Origin of the sequence: Rubricella aquisinus, from assembly GCF_014199445.1 — a bacterium.
In the GTDB taxonomy this organism is placed as follows: domain Bacteria; phylum Pseudomonadota; class Alphaproteobacteria; order Rhodobacterales; family Rhodobacteraceae; genus Rubricella; species Rubricella aquisinus.
Map to the genome: position 1 here is coordinate 68,766 of NZ_JACIJS010000005.1, position 16,993 is coordinate 85,758.

At 58.9% G+C, this 16,993-nt stretch carries 23 protein-coding genes; 10 read left to right on the top strand and 13 right to left on the bottom strand.

The window, feature by feature from the left end; genetic code table 11:
* Positions 1-12: 12 nt before the first annotated feature.
* From FHS89_RS08915 to FHS89_RS08975, 13 genes are all read right to left on the bottom strand, one after another.
* Complete coding sequence (locus tag FHS89_RS08915) at positions 13-393, bottom strand: head decoration protein (RefSeq protein WP_184010799.1); 381 nt, start codon at positions 391-393, stop codon at positions 13-15.
* Positions 394-396: 3 nt separating this feature from the next.
* The gene (locus FHS89_RS08920; RefSeq protein WP_184010801.1) at positions 397-1,485 is read right to left on the bottom strand and encodes a head maturation protease, ClpP-related; all 1,089 of its coding nucleotides are present in this window, start codon (positions 1,483-1,485) and stop codon (positions 397-399) included.
* Between the two features lie 22 nt (positions 1,486-1,507).
* Positions 1,508-1,771, bottom strand: a complete 264-nt coding sequence (locus FHS89_RS08925) for a hypothetical protein (RefSeq protein WP_184010803.1) — start codon at positions 1,769-1,771, stop codon at positions 1,508-1,510.
* Complete coding sequence (locus tag FHS89_RS08930; protein WP_184010804.1) at positions 1,768-3,354, bottom strand: phage portal protein; 1,587 nt, start codon at positions 3,352-3,354, stop codon at positions 1,768-1,770. The genes FHS89_RS08925 and FHS89_RS08930 overlap by 4 nt, the downstream gene beginning before the upstream one ends.
* Positions 3,351-5,321 (bottom strand): phage terminase large subunit family protein, encoded by a 1,971-nt coding sequence (locus tag FHS89_RS08935; RefSeq protein ID WP_184010806.1) that lies wholly within the window; start codon positions 5,319-5,321, stop codon positions 3,351-3,353. The genes FHS89_RS08930 and FHS89_RS08935 overlap by 4 nt, the downstream gene beginning before the upstream one ends.
* Positions 5,321-5,998 carry a hypothetical protein gene (locus tag FHS89_RS08940; RefSeq protein WP_184010809.1) on the bottom strand — a complete coding sequence of 226 codons (678 nt, stop codon included), beginning with the start codon at positions 5,996-5,998 and terminating at the stop codon, positions 5,321-5,323. Before FHS89_RS08940 ends, FHS89_RS08935 begins: the two co-directional genes overlap by 1 nt.
* A gap of 151 nt (positions 5,999-6,149) precedes the next feature.
* Entirely contained in the window at positions 6,150-6,716 is a 567-nt protein-coding gene (locus FHS89_RS08945) for a phage tail protein (RefSeq protein WP_184010811.1), read from the bottom strand.
* A gap of 576 nt (positions 6,717-7,292) precedes the next feature.
* Complete coding sequence (locus FHS89_RS08950) at positions 7,293-7,643, bottom strand: hypothetical protein (protein WP_184010813.1); 351 nt, start codon at positions 7,641-7,643, stop codon at positions 7,293-7,295.
* A gap of 365 nt (positions 7,644-8,008) precedes the next feature.
* Positions 8,009-8,680 (bottom strand): transcription termination/antitermination protein NusG, encoded by a 672-nt coding sequence (gene nusG / locus FHS89_RS08955; RefSeq protein ID WP_184010815.1) that lies wholly within the window; start codon positions 8,678-8,680, stop codon positions 8,009-8,011.
* Positions 8,677-9,318: a hypothetical protein gene (locus tag FHS89_RS08960; protein WP_184010817.1), complete on the bottom strand. Its 642-nt coding sequence runs from the start codon at positions 9,316-9,318 to the stop codon at positions 8,677-8,679. Before FHS89_RS08960 ends, nusG begins: the two co-directional genes overlap by 4 nt.
* A gap of 202 nt (positions 9,319-9,520) precedes the next feature.
* The gene (locus tag FHS89_RS08965; RefSeq protein WP_343051390.1) at positions 9,521-10,186 is read right to left on the bottom strand and encodes a hypothetical protein; all 666 of its coding nucleotides are present in this window, start codon (positions 10,184-10,186) and stop codon (positions 9,521-9,523) included.
* A 501-nt stretch (positions 10,187-10,687) separates the two neighbouring features.
* A complete protein-coding gene (locus FHS89_RS08970) occupies positions 10,688-11,161 on the bottom strand; it encodes a DUF1937 family protein (RefSeq protein ID WP_184010820.1) in 474 nt (157 codons plus the stop codon).
* A gap of 47 nt (positions 11,162-11,208) precedes the next feature.
* Entirely contained in the window at positions 11,209-11,658 is a 450-nt protein-coding gene (locus FHS89_RS08975) for a hypothetical protein (protein ID WP_184010822.1), read from the bottom strand.
* Between the two features lie 364 nt (positions 11,659-12,022).
* Here FHS89_RS08975 and FHS89_RS08980 point away from each other — a divergent pair, with 364 nt between their 5' ends.
* The 10 genes from FHS89_RS08980 to FHS89_RS16255 all read left to right on the top strand — a co-directional run bounded on the left by FHS89_RS08980 (position 12,023) and on the right by FHS89_RS16255 (position 16,809).
* A complete protein-coding gene (locus FHS89_RS08980; protein ID WP_246413718.1) occupies positions 12,023-12,694 on the top strand; it encodes a S24 family peptidase in 672 nt (223 codons plus the stop codon).
* On the top strand, positions 12,691-13,314 hold the full coding sequence (locus FHS89_RS08985; RefSeq protein WP_246413720.1) for a BRCT domain-containing protein: 624 nt from the start codon (positions 12,691-12,693) through the stop codon (positions 13,312-13,314). Before FHS89_RS08980 ends, FHS89_RS08985 begins: the two co-directional genes overlap by 4 nt.
* Positions 13,315-13,476: 162 nt before the next feature.
* Positions 13,477-13,854 carry a hypothetical protein gene (locus FHS89_RS08990; RefSeq protein ID WP_184010826.1) on the top strand — a complete coding sequence of 126 codons (378 nt, stop codon included), beginning with the start codon at positions 13,477-13,479 and terminating at the stop codon, positions 13,852-13,854.
* Entirely contained in the window at positions 13,851-14,114 is a 264-nt protein-coding gene (locus FHS89_RS08995) for a hypothetical protein (protein ID WP_184010828.1), read from the top strand. The genes FHS89_RS08990 and FHS89_RS08995 overlap by 4 nt, the downstream gene beginning before the upstream one ends.
* Positions 14,111-14,407 carry a hypothetical protein gene (locus FHS89_RS09000; protein ID WP_184010830.1) on the top strand — a complete coding sequence of 99 codons (297 nt, stop codon included), beginning with the start codon at positions 14,111-14,113 and terminating at the stop codon, positions 14,405-14,407. The genes FHS89_RS08995 and FHS89_RS09000 overlap by 4 nt, the downstream gene beginning before the upstream one ends.
* Positions 14,398-14,712 (top strand): hypothetical protein, encoded by a 315-nt coding sequence (locus FHS89_RS09005; protein WP_425502785.1) that lies wholly within the window; start codon positions 14,398-14,400, stop codon positions 14,710-14,712. The genes FHS89_RS09000 and FHS89_RS09005 overlap by 10 nt, the downstream gene beginning before the upstream one ends.
* Before the next feature lie 15 nt (positions 14,713-14,727).
* Positions 14,728-15,273, top strand: a complete 546-nt coding sequence (locus FHS89_RS09010; protein WP_184010832.1) for a LabA-like NYN domain-containing protein — start codon at positions 14,728-14,730, stop codon at positions 15,271-15,273.
* An 80-nt stretch (positions 15,274-15,353) separates the two neighbouring features.
* The gene (locus tag FHS89_RS09015) at positions 15,354-15,656 is read left to right on the top strand and encodes a DUF2312 domain-containing protein (RefSeq protein WP_281376683.1); all 303 of its coding nucleotides are present in this window, start codon (positions 15,354-15,356) and stop codon (positions 15,654-15,656) included.
* 440 nt (positions 15,657-16,096) lie between these two features.
* On the top strand, positions 16,097-16,516 hold the full coding sequence (locus FHS89_RS09020) for a DNA cytosine methyltransferase (protein ID WP_184010834.1): 420 nt from the start codon (positions 16,097-16,099) through the stop codon (positions 16,514-16,516).
* Complete coding sequence (locus FHS89_RS16255) at positions 16,516-16,809, top strand: excisionase family DNA-binding protein (RefSeq protein ID WP_246413722.1); 294 nt, start codon at positions 16,516-16,518, stop codon at positions 16,807-16,809. The genes FHS89_RS09020 and FHS89_RS16255 overlap by 1 nt, the downstream gene beginning before the upstream one ends.
* Positions 16,810-16,993: the final 184 nt, after the last annotated feature.

Consider the following 16,993-nt stretch of genomic DNA (forward strand, 5'->3'; position numbering starts at 1 on the left):
GGTTCGGTCTCCTTAGCGGACGCGGATGCCGACAGCGTCAAGCTGTGCGAGCTTCGCGTTGGTTTTGGCCTGATCATCAACCGAGGCATCGAAAGACAGCATCGGCAGCTTGGCTTCCGCATCGCGGTCAACCACGGTGACTTCGACCGCCTGATCGGTCGCGTCCACGAAATAGCCAAGGATCGCGGTGGCGGTTTCGGCCCCTTCCTTGTCGATCACCTCGGCATGGGGTGCGGGCACAAATTCACCCGTCGCGGTGATCCGCCCGAGAACCGTTCCGGCGGCAAGCTTGCCCGCGCCACTCGCGATGGTGACCGTGCTGCGCGAGCGCCGACCGGAGGCTTCGGACAGAAGAAACGAGAGGTTGCGGGTCGGCATGGTGGTGCGGTCCATGTCTTAGCCCTCCTGCGATGTGCGGCGCGCGGCGTAGATGCCTGCCGTGTTGATGGATGCTTTGGGCTTCGCGGTGCCGCCCGTCGCGGGGTTCGCGAGATCCGCCGCTGCCGACCGGCTGGCCTGATACCCAGCGGGATCAGCGACATCGGTCTGGCCTGCGCCGGGCGCGTCTGCCGCTGCGGCCTTCAGCGCAGCGATGGCCTCTTCAGCAGGCATCTCGGTGTCAAAGGCGAAATGATTTGCAAGGGTCTCAAACCCTTTCGCAGCCTCATCGCCTGTGATCGCCTTGATCCGCGCTTTCACGTCCGCAGCCGTGATCGCGGCCTCGGGTTGTTCGGGGGCGGCGGGGGATGTCGTGGCCCCCGTCGCTTTTGGGTTTTGAGCCATTTTGGGTGTCTCCTTCTGGATGGCTTGAGGGGGTGTCGGGGGTTTGGTCAGTGCCGCGACCGGCACCGGGGAGCGCCAGCCGCTGTTCTTGGCAAGTGCCACCAGTTCACCCGGTGCGCGCTCATATTGCTGGTAGGGGAAGGCGGAGACGGCGACAGCCTCGCCATCCAGCTCTTCATCGGCGAAGCCCGCCGCCACCGCCTCATCGGGCGTGAACCACGTCTCGGCGCGCATGATTGCGCGGCAGTCTTCATCGGTCTTGCCGGACTTGCGCGCATAGACGCGGGCATAGGTGTTGCCGAGGCTGTTGAGGCCCTTGATCGTCTTTTCGTGATCCTCGACCGTGCCCCAGGTGAAGCCCGATGGGTCATGGATCATCAAAAGCGAGCCAAGCGACATGCTGACCGTGTCGCCCGCCATCGCAATCAGGGACGCTGCCGATGCCGCGATCCCGTCCACGACCACATCCGTGCGCCCGTCCCGATCCGCCAGCGCCGAGCGGATTGCCGTGCCCTCGGTTGCGATCCCGCCACCGCTGTTGATATGAACGGTCACATCGGCATCCGGTCCGATCTCGCCCAAGGCCGCAACAACCTCGGCATGGGTGAACCCGTCAAAGATGACCCAGCCGTCAATCTCCAGCGTGGACTCGCCAACATACCCGGTCAGCGTGAGCCGACCGTCCTCGACAATCACTGCCATCGGTGTCTCCTGATTTTTGGAATTATCCGGTGAAGCGGAACCGCTTCGCGTATCGTGTGCGGGACGCGCCGCCGGTTTTGCGGCGGCACTTCCCTTCGTATTCGGCAATCAGGGCCTTCAGGTCATCAAGCCGCGCCCGCTGGAAGGTCACTTCTTCGCCGTCCATCCGCACGGTTTCCCGAAGCTGACCCGCGCTCAGACGAATGCGGACCTTTTGCAGCGCCGCCGCCATCGCAAAGGGATCATCCATTTGGACGATGTCCTGCCCAACCTTCATCGTGGTCATGGCGCTGGCTCCGTCTCAATCACCTGCGGCTCTGAACGTGGCGCGTAGGGCGATTGCATCCCAGCCTCCACATAGCGCTGGTGTTCGCGGTGGCGCTCTTCAAACAGCGCATCCGCATCCACGCCCAGATCGCCCGTCTCAATGGCAATCGAGCTGGTGCCGTTCTGCAGCCGCTCCGTCGAGGCGCGGGCGGACTTTTGGTCATCCGCCGTGGGCTTCGCTGGTCCCTGCCAATTGGCAAGGCACACGCTCGCCCGATTGGCCCGAAACGCGCGGTAGCCACCCTTGAAGGGGATGCGGCCCTCGCCGATCTCCTCATCGAGCCAATTGGCATAGATCATCTGGCACATCGGGGCCGCGATCCGCTCCCGACGGCGGGTGACCACGGGCCAAAGCGATGCGCCCTCCATCCGCACGCTGGCATAGGTGGCGTCCGTGTAGTCCATCGTCAGCCCCCCATAAGAACATCCAATCGCCCGCGCCGTGTCCCGCGCCAGACTGTTGGAGAAAGGCACGAAATCCTTGCCCGGCACGTTGGCGGTTTCCAGCGTGAGCTTTTCGCCAGGGCCAAGATGGGACACTTGCGGATCTCCACCCACGGAAATCCGGGTCGCCGCCGCGCGATCCAGTTTCGCGCCCAGAAAATCGAGATACTCCTTTCCGTAACCGATGCCGTCCTCACCGCCGACATCGCGCAACACTTCCAGCGCCTCATAGGCATCCTGACTGGGCGCATCGCTGGTCAGGGTGATGGCAAAGACCGTTTGCAAGATCGCCATTTGCAGCGTCGCATCATCCAGCATCTCTGCCTGAATATGTTTGCGAAACGCAGGGGCCAATTGCGAAATCCCCCGCACATCCTCCGAGTCGATGGGATCGAAGATATGCATCACCAAGGGCCGCCCATCGGCATCAAAAGCTGCATAATCCCGCTTCTGCTTCAGCCCGCTGACCGCAGTTTCAAACCGATAAGATACGGCGCGGCCATTCTCGTCATGCCGCACGCCTTGGAACAAACCTTCATGCTGGCTTGTATCCTGCACCAACCGGCTGGGCGGATAGAGCCGCAGTTTCGTGCCCGTGCCCAGCCCGTATTTTGCGCGCCGATCCGCAGCAAAAAAGTCAAAAACCCCCGTCACTTCCCCATAGGCGATGTACCACCGCAGCCCGATATCGACCATCTGCGGGATCGTGAGCTTGCCTCGCATGTCGCATTCGCGAGCGTTCCGGGAATAGGCCGTCCAGCGCCGTTTCACGATCCTGATCCAGTCCGCCTTTTCCTTCTCATCATAGGATAGGCCCGTCAGGTCGGGATCGGGCGACAACGTCAATCCGACCCCGACCGTGTCCGCGACCACCTGATCCGTCGCCCCTTTCAGTCGCCCGGAATTCTGGATCAGGTCCATCGCCAGTCCCGCCGCCCGCCGCCACGAATAACGAATGTCATCCCGATGGCTGGTCAGCGGCGCGATCCGCGAGGCGACGACGCCGCTCGGCGTGTCCCGCAGATAGCGCGCCGTCATCCCGCGCGTGGGACTTGCAGCCCGCAAAGGCGTTCCGTCCGGTTTGATCAGCCCGCTCATCGTGTTCTGTTTCTCCACTTTGACCGCGACGGTGACCGGGTCGAGGGTGCTGACGCGCCATTGCTTTGTTCCGCGTCGCCTGCGCTGGTTTCGGTTGGCCGCGTTGCCATCAGCAGGTCTTCAAAATCGGCCTGCACATCTTCGGGCGGACATTCGCGCTCCGCCATCAGGCGGTCCCACTCACTATCGGGCAGGTTCCTGACCCCAAGCCGAATGGCCGCGGCTTCCGCCTGAAGATGCGTGTCCAAGCCTTCGTTGTTCTGGTTGGGGTCTTTGACCCACAGATACCGGGTGAAGCCGGATTTCGCTTTCTGCGCCTTGCGGCTTTCCGCTGTGAGCTGGCGATAGAACTCATCATCGAGCCCCTTTGGCAGCGCGATAAAGCCGCGCTCTTCGGGATCTGTTTTCTTCAGGTTCCGATAAAGGCCCATCTTCAACACCGATGAGGCGAAGTTGAAGAACCGCTTGGAGTAACGCACGATCTTGCCGCGCCGGTTGCGCTCTTTCTTCACCTGCGCCAGCAGCGGTGCCCCTTCCGGATGCACCCCGCGCACCATGATCACTCGCGAGGACGGATGCTTGCGCGCCCAATCCCAGACGTCTTCGGTATACGCGTTGCCGTCGATGGCCAGCATGTCGATCTCGATCTTGCGGCCATAGGCGTTGCGAAAGCCCTGTTTCATCAGGCCATTCAGCTTCGCCTGGCATTGCTCATCGGAGATATGTCCGTTGAACACGCCATATTCGACAATCGCCCGGCGCTTGTTCTGCCCCCATGCGACCAGCTGCCATTCCACCCTATCCCCTTGGCAATCAACGCCGCAGGTCAGCATCGGAAAGCCTGCCGGGATCGTGCCATGGGCATAATCCGAGTCCGCTGCGCGATCCCGGATGTCCTCCCAAGGCGGCGCTTCGCCCAAGACGCGATAGGCTTTGCCGACCACGTCATTCCAGAAGGTCTGCTCTTTCGGCGGATCACCTTTCGCGGCCAGCCATGACCGGGCAATCCGCTCAAAGGATTGCAGTGGCGAATAGGCAGACCACAGATAGAAGGAGCGGTGATACCGCTTCTGTTTCGGGTTGGAGGCTCGCCATTCCACACGCGGAATGATCTCCATCCGGTGATGATCCTCAATCGCGCAGCCGCAGTCCGGACCTTGGCATATGAAATGCGCGCGCTCCGGATGCTCCTCATCCAGATTTTGCAGCATATTCTCCCAGTCCAGCACCTGCATGTATCCGCAATGCGGACAGGGGATGTAGGGGAACTCCTGCGATCCTGCCTCAAAGTTGTTGGTGATCCGGCACCCCGGAATGACCATGGGCGTCGATATCTTAAATATCTTGGCGAACTCGCGCCCTTGGCTGCGGCTATCCGCTTGGTTTTCCGGATCGCCCGCGCTGTTCATGTCCCATTTGGCAAGGTCATCCTGAACCTGCCGGGACATCGACACCTGACTGAGCGAGGCTGGCGAATTCGCGCCGGAGATCAGAATGGCCCCGCGCCCGTCCCGGCGCTCCTTGTAGAAAACCGAGTCCTGTCCATCCCGCGCCTTCATCGGGAAGATGCGGCGCAGTGCCGAGGTGCCTTTCAGCATCGGCTGCAGCTTCATCTTCGACCAGCGCCGGGCGTTCTCCTCTGTCGGGTGGACATAGAGGAAATCGCCGGGGTCCATGTCCATCGACCCGCCGGTGAAGATATTGGCCAGCACCGTCCCGCCGAGCTGCGCCGACTTCGACAAGGTCACCACCCGACACTGATCATCGGGGGAGAGTGCGCGGAGGATTTCATCAAAATAGCGAAACCGCTGCCGGTTATACGGCCCGGAGAATTCGCTTTCCCGCTCGGAGAACTCGATATTCTCCTCCGCCCAGCTCAGATAATCGACCGGCGGCGGCGGGTCGAACACCTCCGCCAGCACGTCGTGCAGCATCCATTCCGCATTTGTCACCGCGACATCCAACATCAGGCATCAAACTCCAGTTCTGTGGTCACCTCCGTCGGTGTTTGTTTGGCCAGCGCGCGCTGCTTCATCGTGGCCGTCTTGCGCACAGTGCGAAATTCGTTCTTCAGCATATGCAGGGCATCGCGCTGCGGGATATCGAATTGCGAGGCCAGCGCCGCCGCAAAATCCGTCAATGCGCCTTCAAAAATCTGCATCATCATGCCTGCCACGCGCGTCATCTGTTCGCGGGCGTCATCAGCGGACATCAGCTTGCCACCGCGCAACGCTTCTTCTGCCGCTTGCAACCTGTTGCGGCGCAGCTGCTCCTCGAGCTTGGCCCGCTTCAGCTGGTCCTCAATAGTATCAGCGAGCGGCAGCACCGGATTTACCGACGGCCTATCGGGATCCGCGTCGCCGCGTTCGGTCGAAACCGCGCTTCCCATTGGCTGCGTCGGCGCAGTCGTGTGTACCGGACTGACGGTGGTTCGCGTTGCGATCCCATTGCCAAGCGACTGCCCGATATCCCGGTTGCGCCGAACCTGTTCGCGCGCAGCCTCAAGGTTGATCTTCGCGTTCCGACCTTCCCCAACGATAGCGTCCGGCGAGATGATCCCCCGCTCAATCCAGTTGCTGACCGCAGACTTTCCAACGCCAAGCGTCTCGGCAAACTTCGATTTGGTGACCAGCACCCCATCCATGTTCACAGCCCTTCCCGGAGTTCACACACAAGTTCACAAAGCCCCGCCGAGTTCACGCTTTCAAAAACCCGTCTGACTGGCGAACCCTCGGGCGCTATCCGCACCGCGTGCGCCCGATCCGGGGTACGGTCCCTAGTCATTTGCGGGCGATCTAGAGGCCCAAAAGCCGTCCAATCTCGTGATCCAAGCGGCGTGGCAGATGCTCCGTCACCGTTTCTTCGAACACCGCAGCACTCGCGCCGTCCACCATCTCCGCTGGGATCACGACACCGGATTTGAGCTTTTCAATACCAAGCCGTTCCGGTCCGATCCGCTGGAACACATGCCCACCCATGTTCAGAGCAACGCGCCCACGGCTGAAACTGCCGCCCTTCATGAAGCTGTTCTCATAGAGCTGCCGCTGCCCCCGCACGAAAGCGGTCACGCCTTTCCGCGTCTCATGCGGCTTGAAGTATTTGAGCGATACATCCCCGCCCGATGCGGACAGGGAATACCGAAGATCGTCCCAACTGGATCGCTTGACCTTGATCGCCTTGCGGATGGTCTTTTGTGGCAGGCCAGTCTGTTTGGACAGGCTGCGAATGACCTGCGTGCGGGCCATACTGCCCGTGCGATTGATCGCGCTGTTCATTGCCTTGGGTGCGTCCGTTCCCAATGCTCCGAGCATGTTCTCAAACCGCGCCAAGTTCTTCACATCAACGTCGCCAATCTTGAGCATACCCATCCCCGAGTTCGGTTGAGCGCGGGCCGCTCGGTGGAGCCACGATGAACGGGCTCCAGCGCCGCACTGTACGGTGAATGTTGCCGCGCCCCCCTCACTGGATTTACAGTGCTCTGAGATTCAAAGGTTTTGACGGAAAGAATTGATGCCAAATTCAAGCAAAAGAACCAACCAACAGAAACTCTTGGTGTTTTTTATGTTCTTGGCTATTGGGGCGGGAATTATCACGGCGATCATTGAGCATGTATGGTTGGGTGGCGTAATTGTTGGAGAGCGGATCGAGGATGGACGAAGTTTTGTTCAAATCCGGGAGAACAGAGGCACCTGGGTGGAGGTTAGCAATTTCACTCTGGTAGTATTTCAATGGGCTAAGCGCATTAGTTTTGCCGGAATACTCGGTTTAGTCTCGATTTCTTTATGGTCATGGCTAAGGTACGGCCACTTGCCCACAGTCTCTGATGAGTAAACGCCAAACCTATAGGTTTGCGTGTCTGCTTTCCACGCCGCCGCACTCACAAAAAAGGCCAGTCGCGGGTTGCCCGGACTGGCCAAGTTTCAATCGAGTGTGGTGGATCAATGCGTGATGTCAGGCGGGACGACGTCAGCGAATGCAATGCCATCGGGCTGCGCGATCTGCCAGTGCAAACCCGGCTCGCCACCGGGATGACTGACGCGCCAGACGGTCGCCGGAACGGTGTGGCCTTTATCGATCAAGCGCAGACTGGTGTCCGGCGTCGTGAGTTTGGGCGCGTGGATTGCTGCCACCGCGTGCTTGGCGTCCAATTCGATCATCAGATCGGCATCGACGCTCAGATCGAAGGCCGGGGTAGCTTCAAAAAACAGCGGGTCCGCGTGGTGGGCAGACGCGACGGATGCGATCATCGCACCGAGCGCCAGAATGCCGGTAAAGATCAGTGTCTTCATATCGTTCTCCTGTGTCCAAAAGTGGGTTTGTCCCTCTCTCGCAAAGAAAAAGGGCTGACCTTCGCAATCACGCGATGGCCAGCCCAAGTCCAACAGGGAGGATGTCTCTGCCCAATCAAGCCAGTGACAACATAAAAAAGGCCCGCGCTTTGCAGCCGGGCCAATTGACGGAGTAATCCTGTACGCGATCTAATGGCATTCAATATGCCAAAATCACAATGCGCCATGCCAATCGGCATGTGCCCCACCTACTCGGTTTAACTGCATCGCACTTACTGTGCTTCCGTCAGGGACTTGGTATTAGTGGTATTCCACCCTTAACTCGTTCTTAATTTACGCGTCAATCCCCTTAACAATTCGGCGGGTCATTTACCACCATCTGGCGTATCGGCGATCAGGAGGTCGCTTCGGATTTGTGCACAAATCTCTCCCCCCAAGATATCCAGCGCGGCCTTCACCGTTGGACCGCTGACATCAACAACCCGGAGGCGGACACCATCAAGCGGTCCAGCGATAACGCGAACGAGGTCGTTGGGTTTGAACTCAACCCCAGACTTCAAGTAGCGTTCGCATTCCGGCGAAAGCATCCCGCCACCCCATTGCCGCATCAGCTGCATCACGCGGGCTGATGGTATTTCCACCGGGCGTCCACCTGTGCCCATCACACCAGTCACCACGTCCAAGTCCATCAGGTGATCCCAGCGGCTCCCCCCAATTGGCCATCCAACAAACAGCCAATCGACAAGCAGTGGCTGAGCTACCAATGCCTTCTCAGGGGTAAATCGGTTCTTGCGCCGAAGCACCTTCTTCACCGGCAAAAACACCTCGAACCCCGCCCGTCGCAACAGGTGCTCCGGGAGGAACACCGCTTTGCCCGTTCCGTCCACGCGCCGCTTTCGCATCCGGCCCTGACGATCCCGAAAGGTCTCGAATTCCCCGCCGATCCGTATCGTTTTGATGCCGCCAACCTGCTTGCGCTTCACCCGGCAGGCAAACCATTGCATGTCCTGTGCGGTTATCTCGCCCATCATGCTCATGCCTCCACCTCGGCATCCACGCGCGCGGCCCGTTCGGCGGCCAGCGCGATGCGCGCCTGTTTTTCGGCATGGGCCAAGGCAGCATAGGTCTTGCACCGCTCGATTGTGGCGCGGCGCTCCTCATACCATTTGCGCTGGAGGTGATCCAAACTGCCACCGCCCGCGAGATGATCCTCAAATCGCGCCATCCGATCCACATAGACCGCAGCTTCCTTCGCGATCTGGCCGAGGCCGAACTCATTCGGGAACCCTTCGCGCCGCAGGATGGAGGCAAGCAATTCCGGCGCAAATCCTTCGTCTATCGCCCGCTGTCCGAACCGATGGCCAAACACCGCACGAACAAGCGGCGATCCATCATCGGGCGGCAGCTGGATTTGCCGCGCCCATTCCAAGATAGTCCGCGACGAGGGGAGAACGTTCTTCGCCTTGCCCTCGGCCCGCGCAGCCACATGCGCGCACAAAGCCGCAAGGTTGGTTTCGGTCATATAGGCCAACCGTTTGGTCAGCCCCTCGATCATCGCATCGAACTGCGCCTTCGTCACACCCGCCGGGCGCTTCAACGCGCGTTCGGTCATAAGCGGGTCGATCAGTACCGCCTTCACACGCTTTTCTCCGTCTGCCTGTTGCTGTCTGTCCATGGCATGCCGCCTTCTTTTTTCAGTGTCTGCCCGGTCTCAAATGGCGTTGCGGTGGCTATTGGGCGGAAGCGGTAATTTTCTTTATCTATCTAATTTCATTATCCTTATCGATGTGGACACTAACGTACCGTCAGCGAATGTCCGTTAGTGTCCGCTAATGTCCATTAGTGTCTAACCAGACGTTAGCGGACATTAGCGGACACTAATCATCGTCCGTTTTTGGGAACCCCCCAGCCCGGTCATGTGCGATGCAAGCTTGTATGGCGAGGTGCAGGTCTTCGGACGTGCGCCGCTCCCCACCGCGCGCGGTAACACGCTCATCGATAGCCGCGTTCACGTAGCGAACCTTCCGGCTGTCCTTCGCCAAATGCGGCGCAAGGACGGCGATGTCTTCGGTCAACCGTTTGAGGCGGCGAGCAAGGGAAGCGGCTTCAACCCGTGCCGCGTGGTTGGCCCGCGACGCGAAGGCGGAGATGACGATCCGCGTCACAACAGGATGCTGCAGCCGGATTTCAGCATCACCGACGCGGCAGTGGGTCCAACCATGCAATGGGCCATAAGGCAGACCACAAAGCGTATCGAAATGGTCGCGGTCCACATTGGGCTGGATCATCTTCGCCAGCCGTTTGGTGTCGGATGGCAACGTGCCAACCGGTGTTTCGGAATGCGCGATGTTGACCAGCTCAAACCACATCGATTTGCACTCATGGGTGCCGTTCCAGCGCATGTCAGACGACATCCAGCGACGGAACTCCCATTGCAAGAAGCCATGGGAGTCCAAGCGCTGATCCGGATCTATGGGATACTCCGGCAAATGATCCCAATCGACCGGCCCGCTTATGGCGCGCAAGACCGTCACCGTGACCACCCGCTGCGCTGAACGCGGTCCATTCGGTCGCGATACCATTCGCCCTGGAGCCGCGCGACATAGTTCCGTCCAGCTCGCGACAATGCGCGCAGGGCCTCATCCTCTTTCTCATATTTTCCCATGCGCCATGCCAACAGTGCGGGCGCGGCCTTATGCCCGATCCGGCGCATCTCCGCATCACCGACTTTTCGGCAGGCGTCACTGCAATAAAGGGACCAATTCCGCGACATATCGAACGAGCAGGAACAACTCGGGTTGAAACAAATCCCCGGCGTAGAAAGCGGGTATGCTTCTAGCTCGCGATGGGCAATTTTGCTAAATGGTTCCGGTCGGAAATGCACTGCCAGTGCATTGTCGAGTTGGGTCAGGCCTAGGGTCATGCCCCACCCGCCTCTCTCATCGCGCTCAGAGCGGCAAATTTGCCCGTCACGAATTCCGGCCAAATTTGCTCAAGACTGGGCACAGCGCGGTCGATTGAAGCTGAAAACACAGGGTGCATCCTCATGTCGGCACTTCCGCTCCTGCGGCGGGGTTTTCCTTGGCAACCAGATAGACAGGCACATCATGCTGGAGCGCCCAACTGACCTCACGCCAAACACCGCGTGAAGCGGCCCAACCCTCCATCGGCGGCACGACGATCGCGCCACAGGCTTCCAGCATCGGCTGACACCAACGCGCCCAAAACGGATCATCCAGCGGATCAATGGCGTTTTCGGTGTCCGCATGACAGATTGAGCAAGCCGTCAGAATCGGAGACGCAACCGTCACGCCCTGCAGCGCGAATGCCCGCGACCACCGCGCTGTGCGCAGTTCCACGTCCAAGGATTTGTAGCGATCAAATTGGCCGCGAACATCCACCACAAGGCGCGTGTAAGGCGTCGCCAGATAGGCCAATCGCGAGCCGATCTGCATCGCCGTCTCGGACAAAGACTGCTCAACATGCAACACCCCTTCGTCGACAAACGTAGCCGTCAACCACCCCCAATTTGGTTCGCGTGGGAAACGGCGAGTGGACGCGGCGGTCATGAATGCGCCTCCGCAGATCCGGTCGATTCAAGCCGGGTGCGGGCCTGACGGAGCGCATGCATGGCTTCGTCAATCTCCGTGATCGCCTGCGCCCGTTCGTGCGCGCCGCTGCTTTGTTCAGCGGCGAGGATGGCCGCGATGGCTTCTCCGCTTTCCTTGGCGATGCTGCTGCCGTCCATTAACAGGCTTCCGCCTTGAACGGCGGGCCGATCCTCAAGGCGGCGGGCCAGCAGCCGGGTCACGGGATAGCGGTTCGAGGCGTCCTCGAGCGCGATCACATCGGCCACGGTCCAATCCAGAATACCGGTGACTTTCTTGCTCACGGTGCCCTTGCTGGCCCCGTCACCCCAGCGCGCGTTGATGGTTTCCGCCACCGCGTCATAGCAGCCAAACCAACCGACGAGGGACTTCATATTCGCACGGACGATTTTGCGGAAATCAGGCATCTGCAACCTCGTTTCCTGTGCAAACCCCTATTTGGGTGACAGAACACCCGCATGTTATTGATTTCGGACTGCAAGACATCAGACGACTTCCCGCATCGGCTCATTCTCCGCCATGTAGCTACGCACACGATCTGCAACTGCCATTGTTGGGCTTGAACTGCCATCAACCCACGCGTCCCATGTCGACCATTTCGCATTAATTGCGGCGCGCAACACCGACTGGGGCGACCGCTCTGCCCGAGACGAGAAAGCTCTAATTTCTGAGATGAACTGTTCCATGCGACGCAATATGGGGAAACTACCCCACTTATGCAAGGGAAACTTCCCGATAGAACGGCTTACTTGGATGGGGCAAAATCCCCATATGGAAAATGAACAGCTCAATGAATTCGTGCGCGGTCTCAAAATGATCATGGAAACTGAGGGGCGAAAGATGAAGCCGACCTCTTTGGCCGCTGGCATGGGCGAGTCTGGAATTCGGGATCTTATTCGAAATAATTCCGCACCAAAGGTTTCGAACGCCTACTCAATTGCACAAGCTATTGGCCGCTCTGTAGATGAAATAATTCGCATCGGTATGAATGGGCATTATCATCGCAATGACGAACCGCTACCCAGCATCGCTGTTGCCGGAAAAGTTGGCGCTGGCGCAGAGGTCGAGCTTTGCGATGCTTACCCAAAAGGTGGCGGCCTCTACCGTATCGCGTGCCCACCCCAAATCTCACCAAATGGTGTCGTTGCAGTAGAGATTGAGGGTAATTCCATGGAACCCGCGTACGAAGACGGGGATATACTATTCTATAGCCGTGATACCCTTGGTGTTCCAACAGAAGCGATAGGCAAACGATGCGTCACTGAAGACGCCAATGGCATGGTCTGGGTCAAACTCATCCGCCGCCGCAGCGGTCAGCCCGATGGGCTTTTCGACCTAATCTCATTTCACGCAGATACACCACCGATATACGACATGGCGCTTAAATGGGCCGCACCAATAAAGATGCATTTAGGACGTGAATTCGCAGTAACAGTAGGATGATTGATATGGATAGAGAGGATATGGCGCGGAACGGCAGGTTTTCGGGAAAAGCGATCTCAGATAGGCAAATGACTGAGCTTATCGGATTAGCGAGAGGACTAGTCGCCGACAATGAACTAAACGATATGGAGATTGAGTTTCTACACAAATGGCTCGTTGCAAGCGACGCAGCGCACGCAAACCCAATGATTGGCCAACTGCTCGAACGCATACGCGATATCTATGCAGATGGATTTGTTGACGAAGAAGAACGTGGCGACCTGACAGATACGCTCATCACGCTGTCAGCCAACGATTTCGAGACTGGTGAGATATTCAAGTCAACAACGCTTCCTCTGTGTGACCCAGCGCCAAACTTGGATTTTGAAGGTCAACGGTATTGTTTTACAGGTACTTTCACCTTTGGAAAGCGATCCGAATGCGAGAGAGCGGTGCAGAAGTACGGTGCCACTACAGGGAGCCTTGCACAGAAGACCAACGTCCTCGTAATTGGAGAATATGCCACTGCGTCATGGAAACAGTCTTCGTTCGGAAACAAGATCATCCAGGCTGCGGAATGGCGAAGTCAGGGAATACCGATATCTATCGTCTCGGAGCATCACTGGAGAAATTATATCTGATCAAGGTCCGTGTTAATCCCCACCGAGTGTGGGGGTTTTGGCTTAGATTGAATACAGCATAAATCACACCACCCCCAATAAATGGGGAAAAATCCCCCTTTTATGTTGACATGGGGATTTACCCCCATCACATTTACCTCCATCAAACCGATGGAGGCTGCCTTGACCGCGATTACCCCCAAACCCCTGATCAGCGACGAAATGCTGGCCAAGTGGGCGTCCCCTGACTTCGCCGCCCAATGTGGAAACTTTGACCCAGAGACGCTCTCGCTTTTGGGCACCGCTCTGCCGGAAATCAGCGCCGAGCTTCTGAAGTATCGTATGCGGGACGCCGCGCGGGAGGAGCAAAGCCGTCGCTCACGCGCAAAGCATGTCGAAGACGTCCTGCGCCGCGCCAATCAGATCATCCGGTCGCGCCAACCGGTCCGCGACGACACGCTCATTTCCGCATGCAGTGATATCCTGCGCCATTCCAAGAACCCCGGTGATCGCACCGCTGCAACCGAAATCCTGATTTCGATGCGGGAGGTCGCGGCATGAACGGAATGCACGAACGCTTGCCCGTCTTTCTGGCAAATCTGGATCACCTCAGCGCACCCGGCCAGTTCGATGCGATCTGCAACGAGGTCATCGAAAGCTGTGGCACCTTCACACAGCCAAACGGCGAACACAGCCATTTGTGGGAATTGCACCTCCATGACGTGTCAGCGGTTGGCGGCACGGAGGAAGAGGCCATCGGAAATTGGAAGCGTCTCGCCAAACGGGTGCTGGGACACGCAGCGCAGGCAGGTGCAGCATGATCCGGAAACCCTGTGCCCCGCGAAACCTCTTTCCCGACCAATCGTGGTTGATCACCTTCACAACATTGCACGGCGTCACGGAGACGAAAGTCGTCCTCTTAAACGGCGGTAATCTGCAAGCGGATATCCAGACGCTCGCACGCTGTGCGCTGGCCTCTCAGCATGATCTGCACAACGTGACTGTTCTGCGTATCCAGTTGGATCTTCGCCCCATCGGTGCAGACATCGAGCGATTGGATCGGATCAAGCGCGACTACGGCCTGCGCCGCCAGTTTGAAGCGGAGTGCGGTTGATGGGCATCTCCACCGTGAAAGTGAACACTGCCACCGTGCGCAGCTTTGATAGCCTTCCAGCGTCTCAGCAGGCCGGGATGCTCCCCAATGACCGCCAGTTTCGTCGGTTTGTCGCCGTGCGGCTCGGGTTGACCCGCAGCCGCGACGTCGAGGTCTCTGCCACAGCAGCAGCCGAATACATCCGCCGGACCTGCGGCGTCGAAAGCCGACGCTCGCTCAACTCCAATCCAACCGCCGTCGCGACGTTCCAGGCCATGCGCACCGATTTCGACGCTTGGGCCGGGCGCATAGCGCAACCTCGATAGAACTGGACCCCACCAATGCTTCTTCCGAACGATCCTTTCGCGGTGTTTGTCGACGGCCCGAACTTTCACCACACCGCCCGCGCGCTTCATTTCGACGTCGACTATAAACGGCTGCTGGAAACCTTGCGCGCGAAGGGCCGCCTGCTACGCGCCTCCTATTTCACACAGATGGCCGAGGGCGACGACCATATCGCGATCCGTCCGCTGCTGGACTGGATGCAGTACAATGGCTGGCACGTTGCGACGACGCCCGCGCGCGTTTTTGAGGATGACGACGGCAACCGGCGTCTCCGAGGGAGTGCCGACATTCAGCTTGCCGTGAGCGCCATGAAACTGGCCCCGGCGATCCGTCACGCTGTTTTGTGCACCGGAAATCGCGACTTTCTGCCCCTCCTTCACTACCTGCAGGATCTTGGGATCGGCATCACGCTGATATCCAGCCTGCGGACGGCCACGCCGATGGTATCCGACGAATTGCGCCGTCAGGCGGATGCGTTCATCGAACTCGATACTCTGCGCGACACCATCGCACGGACAGCCCGACAGGCGATGTCCGAATGAGCAGCAACACTGTGACCCTTCAGGCGGGCGAAACCTCCATCAATACGACGGTCGAAGCGATGAAAGCCGCAACGGACGAGCTGCGCCGAAAGCAGGGCAAGCCGCCGCTTAAGCCGGACCCCGACTTTGATGCTGCCGCCGACAGCTCATACCGCGTCACAGCGGGGGAGTTGCGCGCCTTTGTCGAGCGGATCGAGCGCCTGGACGCAGAAAAGAAGGACATCGCCGATCAGCAGAAAGAAGTCTTCGCCGAGGCCAAAGGGCGTGGCTACGACACCAAGGTGCTGCGCAAGCTGATCGCCCTTCGCAAGAAAGACCCGCAGGAGGTCGCCGAAGAAGAAGCCGTTCTGCAACTTTATAAAGAAGCGCTGGGGATGAACTAATGATCAGCTGGCGCGAACCCAAAACTTCTGATGATTGCGGTCACGAGCTCCTCGCGCGTGCGCCTCAACTTGTCGATGAAGGCAATTGCCCAGACTGCATCGGAATTGCCGTCGTGATCGAAGACGACGACGGCGGGATGTCCGTGATTTGCGCCAAATGGCGCAAGCGAGGTTGCTAGCTATGCCCACGCAGTTTGCTGACCCTAAGCTCCGTGCAATCCAGAACCTTTTGGCACGAGACAAGGTGCGCCTCCGCAATATGCAGACGGGCGAGTTGCTACATATGTCCGGGCGGGGCACGACCACGGATGTCAATTGGGCGTGGATCGGCTTTCTACATCAGGCTGAGACGCTTCGCATTCGCGCAAACCTAAGCGGCTCAGACTGGCCTTTTGTCGCTGTCCACCGCGACCTCTTGGAGTGGAAGGTGAAGCTTGCCCATGTATGACACCCACCCAACCAAAGGCTTCGCCTACTCGACGGTGTGGAGCATAACGGTGTTAACCACGGCTCACTGCCAGATGATGGGTAATGCTGGCCTGCCTGCGTGTGGCGCGGACGCACCGATGCACAAGGTTACGTCGCGGGATCGGTTTGGGCTGGTGACGGTCACGATCAACGGTCAGACCTTTGCCATCGTAAATATCGGAATGCGCATGTTGACACCGCGCGAACTGTTCCGCGCCCAAGGCTTCCCCGACAGCTACATCATCGAACGCGGCGCGGATGGTCGGTGCCTGACTAAAACCGAACAAATCCGCATGTGCGGCAACAGTGTATGCCCACAATTGGCCGAGGCGCTGGTGCGGGAGAACTGCATGGAAATTGCTGCCACAACAGGAGAAGGAGCGCTCTCGTGATGTCTGAAAACCTGCCATTTACACCAGATACCCTGGCGCGCCGCTGGCATTGCTCCTCTGAGACGATCCGGCAAATGGTGAAGCGCGGGGATTTACGGGGCTTCCGAGTCGGGCGCATGTTTCGGATCCCGTACATCGAAGTCATGGAGCATGAACGATGCAAATCAACATTGGACGACTGCGCGGTGGATTCTGCGTCTATTGGACAGATCCATCAGGAAGACGACGGCGTTATCAGCTTGAGGCACGCACCAGAGCGGAAGCAGAACCAGAAGCCCGTGCGCGCTACCTGAAAGAAACAGGCGGGCCGAAAGGTCTCACTGTTGCGGCAATTTGGTGGGCCTATGTCGAGCACTTGGGCGACAAGCCCACCGCCCGAACAATGCGCCAAACGGGTAAGCCGGTTCTGGCGACATTTGGACTATTCCACCCAGAACAAATCACAACCGACGACTGCCGAGGATATCGGCATGAAAG

Bases quoted from the DNA above. Each gene is read 5' to 3' on its own strand.
- FHS89_RS08935 (WP_184010806.1), bottom strand. From the start codon at position 5,321: ATGTTGGATGTCGCGGTGACAAATGCGGAATGGATGCTGCACGACGTG.
- FHS89_RS08960 (WP_184010817.1), bottom strand. From the start codon at position 9,318: ATGGACAGACAGCAACAGGCAGACGGAGAAAAGCGTGTGAAGGCGGTA.
- FHS89_RS08940 (WP_184010809.1), bottom strand. From the start codon at position 5,998: ATGGATGGGGTGCTGGTCACCAAATCGAAGTTTGCCGAGACGCTTGGC.
- nusG (WP_184010815.1), bottom strand. From the start codon at position 8,680: ATGAGCATGATGGGCGAGATAACCGCACAGGACATGCAATGGTTTGCC.
- FHS89_RS08995 (WP_184010828.1), top strand. From the start codon at position 13,851: ATGAACGGAATGCACGAACGCTTGCCCGTCTTTCTGGCAAATCTGGAT.
- FHS89_RS08980 (WP_246413718.1), top strand. From the start codon at position 12,023: ATGGAAAATGAACAGCTCAATGAATTCGTGCGCGGTCTCAAAATGATC.
- FHS89_RS09020 (WP_184010834.1), top strand. From the start codon at position 16,097: ATGTATGACACCCACCCAACCAAAGGCTTCGCCTACTCGACGGTGTGG.
- FHS89_RS08950 (WP_184010813.1), bottom strand. From the start codon at position 7,643: ATGAAGACACTGATCTTTACCGGCATTCTGGCGCTCGGTGCGATGATC.
- FHS89_RS08985 (WP_246413720.1), top strand. From the start codon at position 12,691: ATGATTGATATGGATAGAGAGGATATGGCGCGGAACGGCAGGTTTTCG.
- FHS89_RS08930 (WP_184010804.1), bottom strand. From the start codon at position 3,354: ATGAGCGGGCTGATCAAACCGGACGGAACGCCTTTGCGGGCTGCAAGT.
- FHS89_RS08915 (WP_184010799.1), bottom strand. From the start codon at position 393: ATGGACCGCACCACCATGCCGACCCGCAACCTCTCGTTTCTTCTGTCC.
- FHS89_RS08920 (WP_184010801.1), bottom strand. From the start codon at position 1,485: ATGGCAGTGATTGTCGAGGACGGTCGGCTCACGCTGACCGGGTATGTT.
- FHS89_RS08925 (WP_184010803.1), bottom strand. From the start codon at position 1,771: ATGACCACGATGAAGGTTGGGCAGGACATCGTCCAAATGGATGATCCC.
- FHS89_RS09010 (WP_184010832.1), top strand. From the start codon at position 14,728: ATGCTTCTTCCGAACGATCCTTTCGCGGTGTTTGTCGACGGCCCGAAC.
- FHS89_RS16255 (WP_246413722.1), top strand. From the start codon at position 16,516: ATGTCTGAAAACCTGCCATTTACACCAGATACCCTGGCGCGCCGCTGG.
- FHS89_RS08945 (WP_184010811.1), bottom strand. From the start codon at position 6,716: ATGCTCAAGATTGGCGACGTTGATGTGAAGAACTTGGCGCGGTTTGAG.
- FHS89_RS08975 (WP_184010822.1), bottom strand. From the start codon at position 11,658: ATGCCTGATTTCCGCAAAATCGTCCGTGCGAATATGAAGTCCCTCGTC.
- FHS89_RS09000 (WP_184010830.1), top strand. From the start codon at position 14,111: ATGATCCGGAAACCCTGTGCCCCGCGAAACCTCTTTCCCGACCAATCG.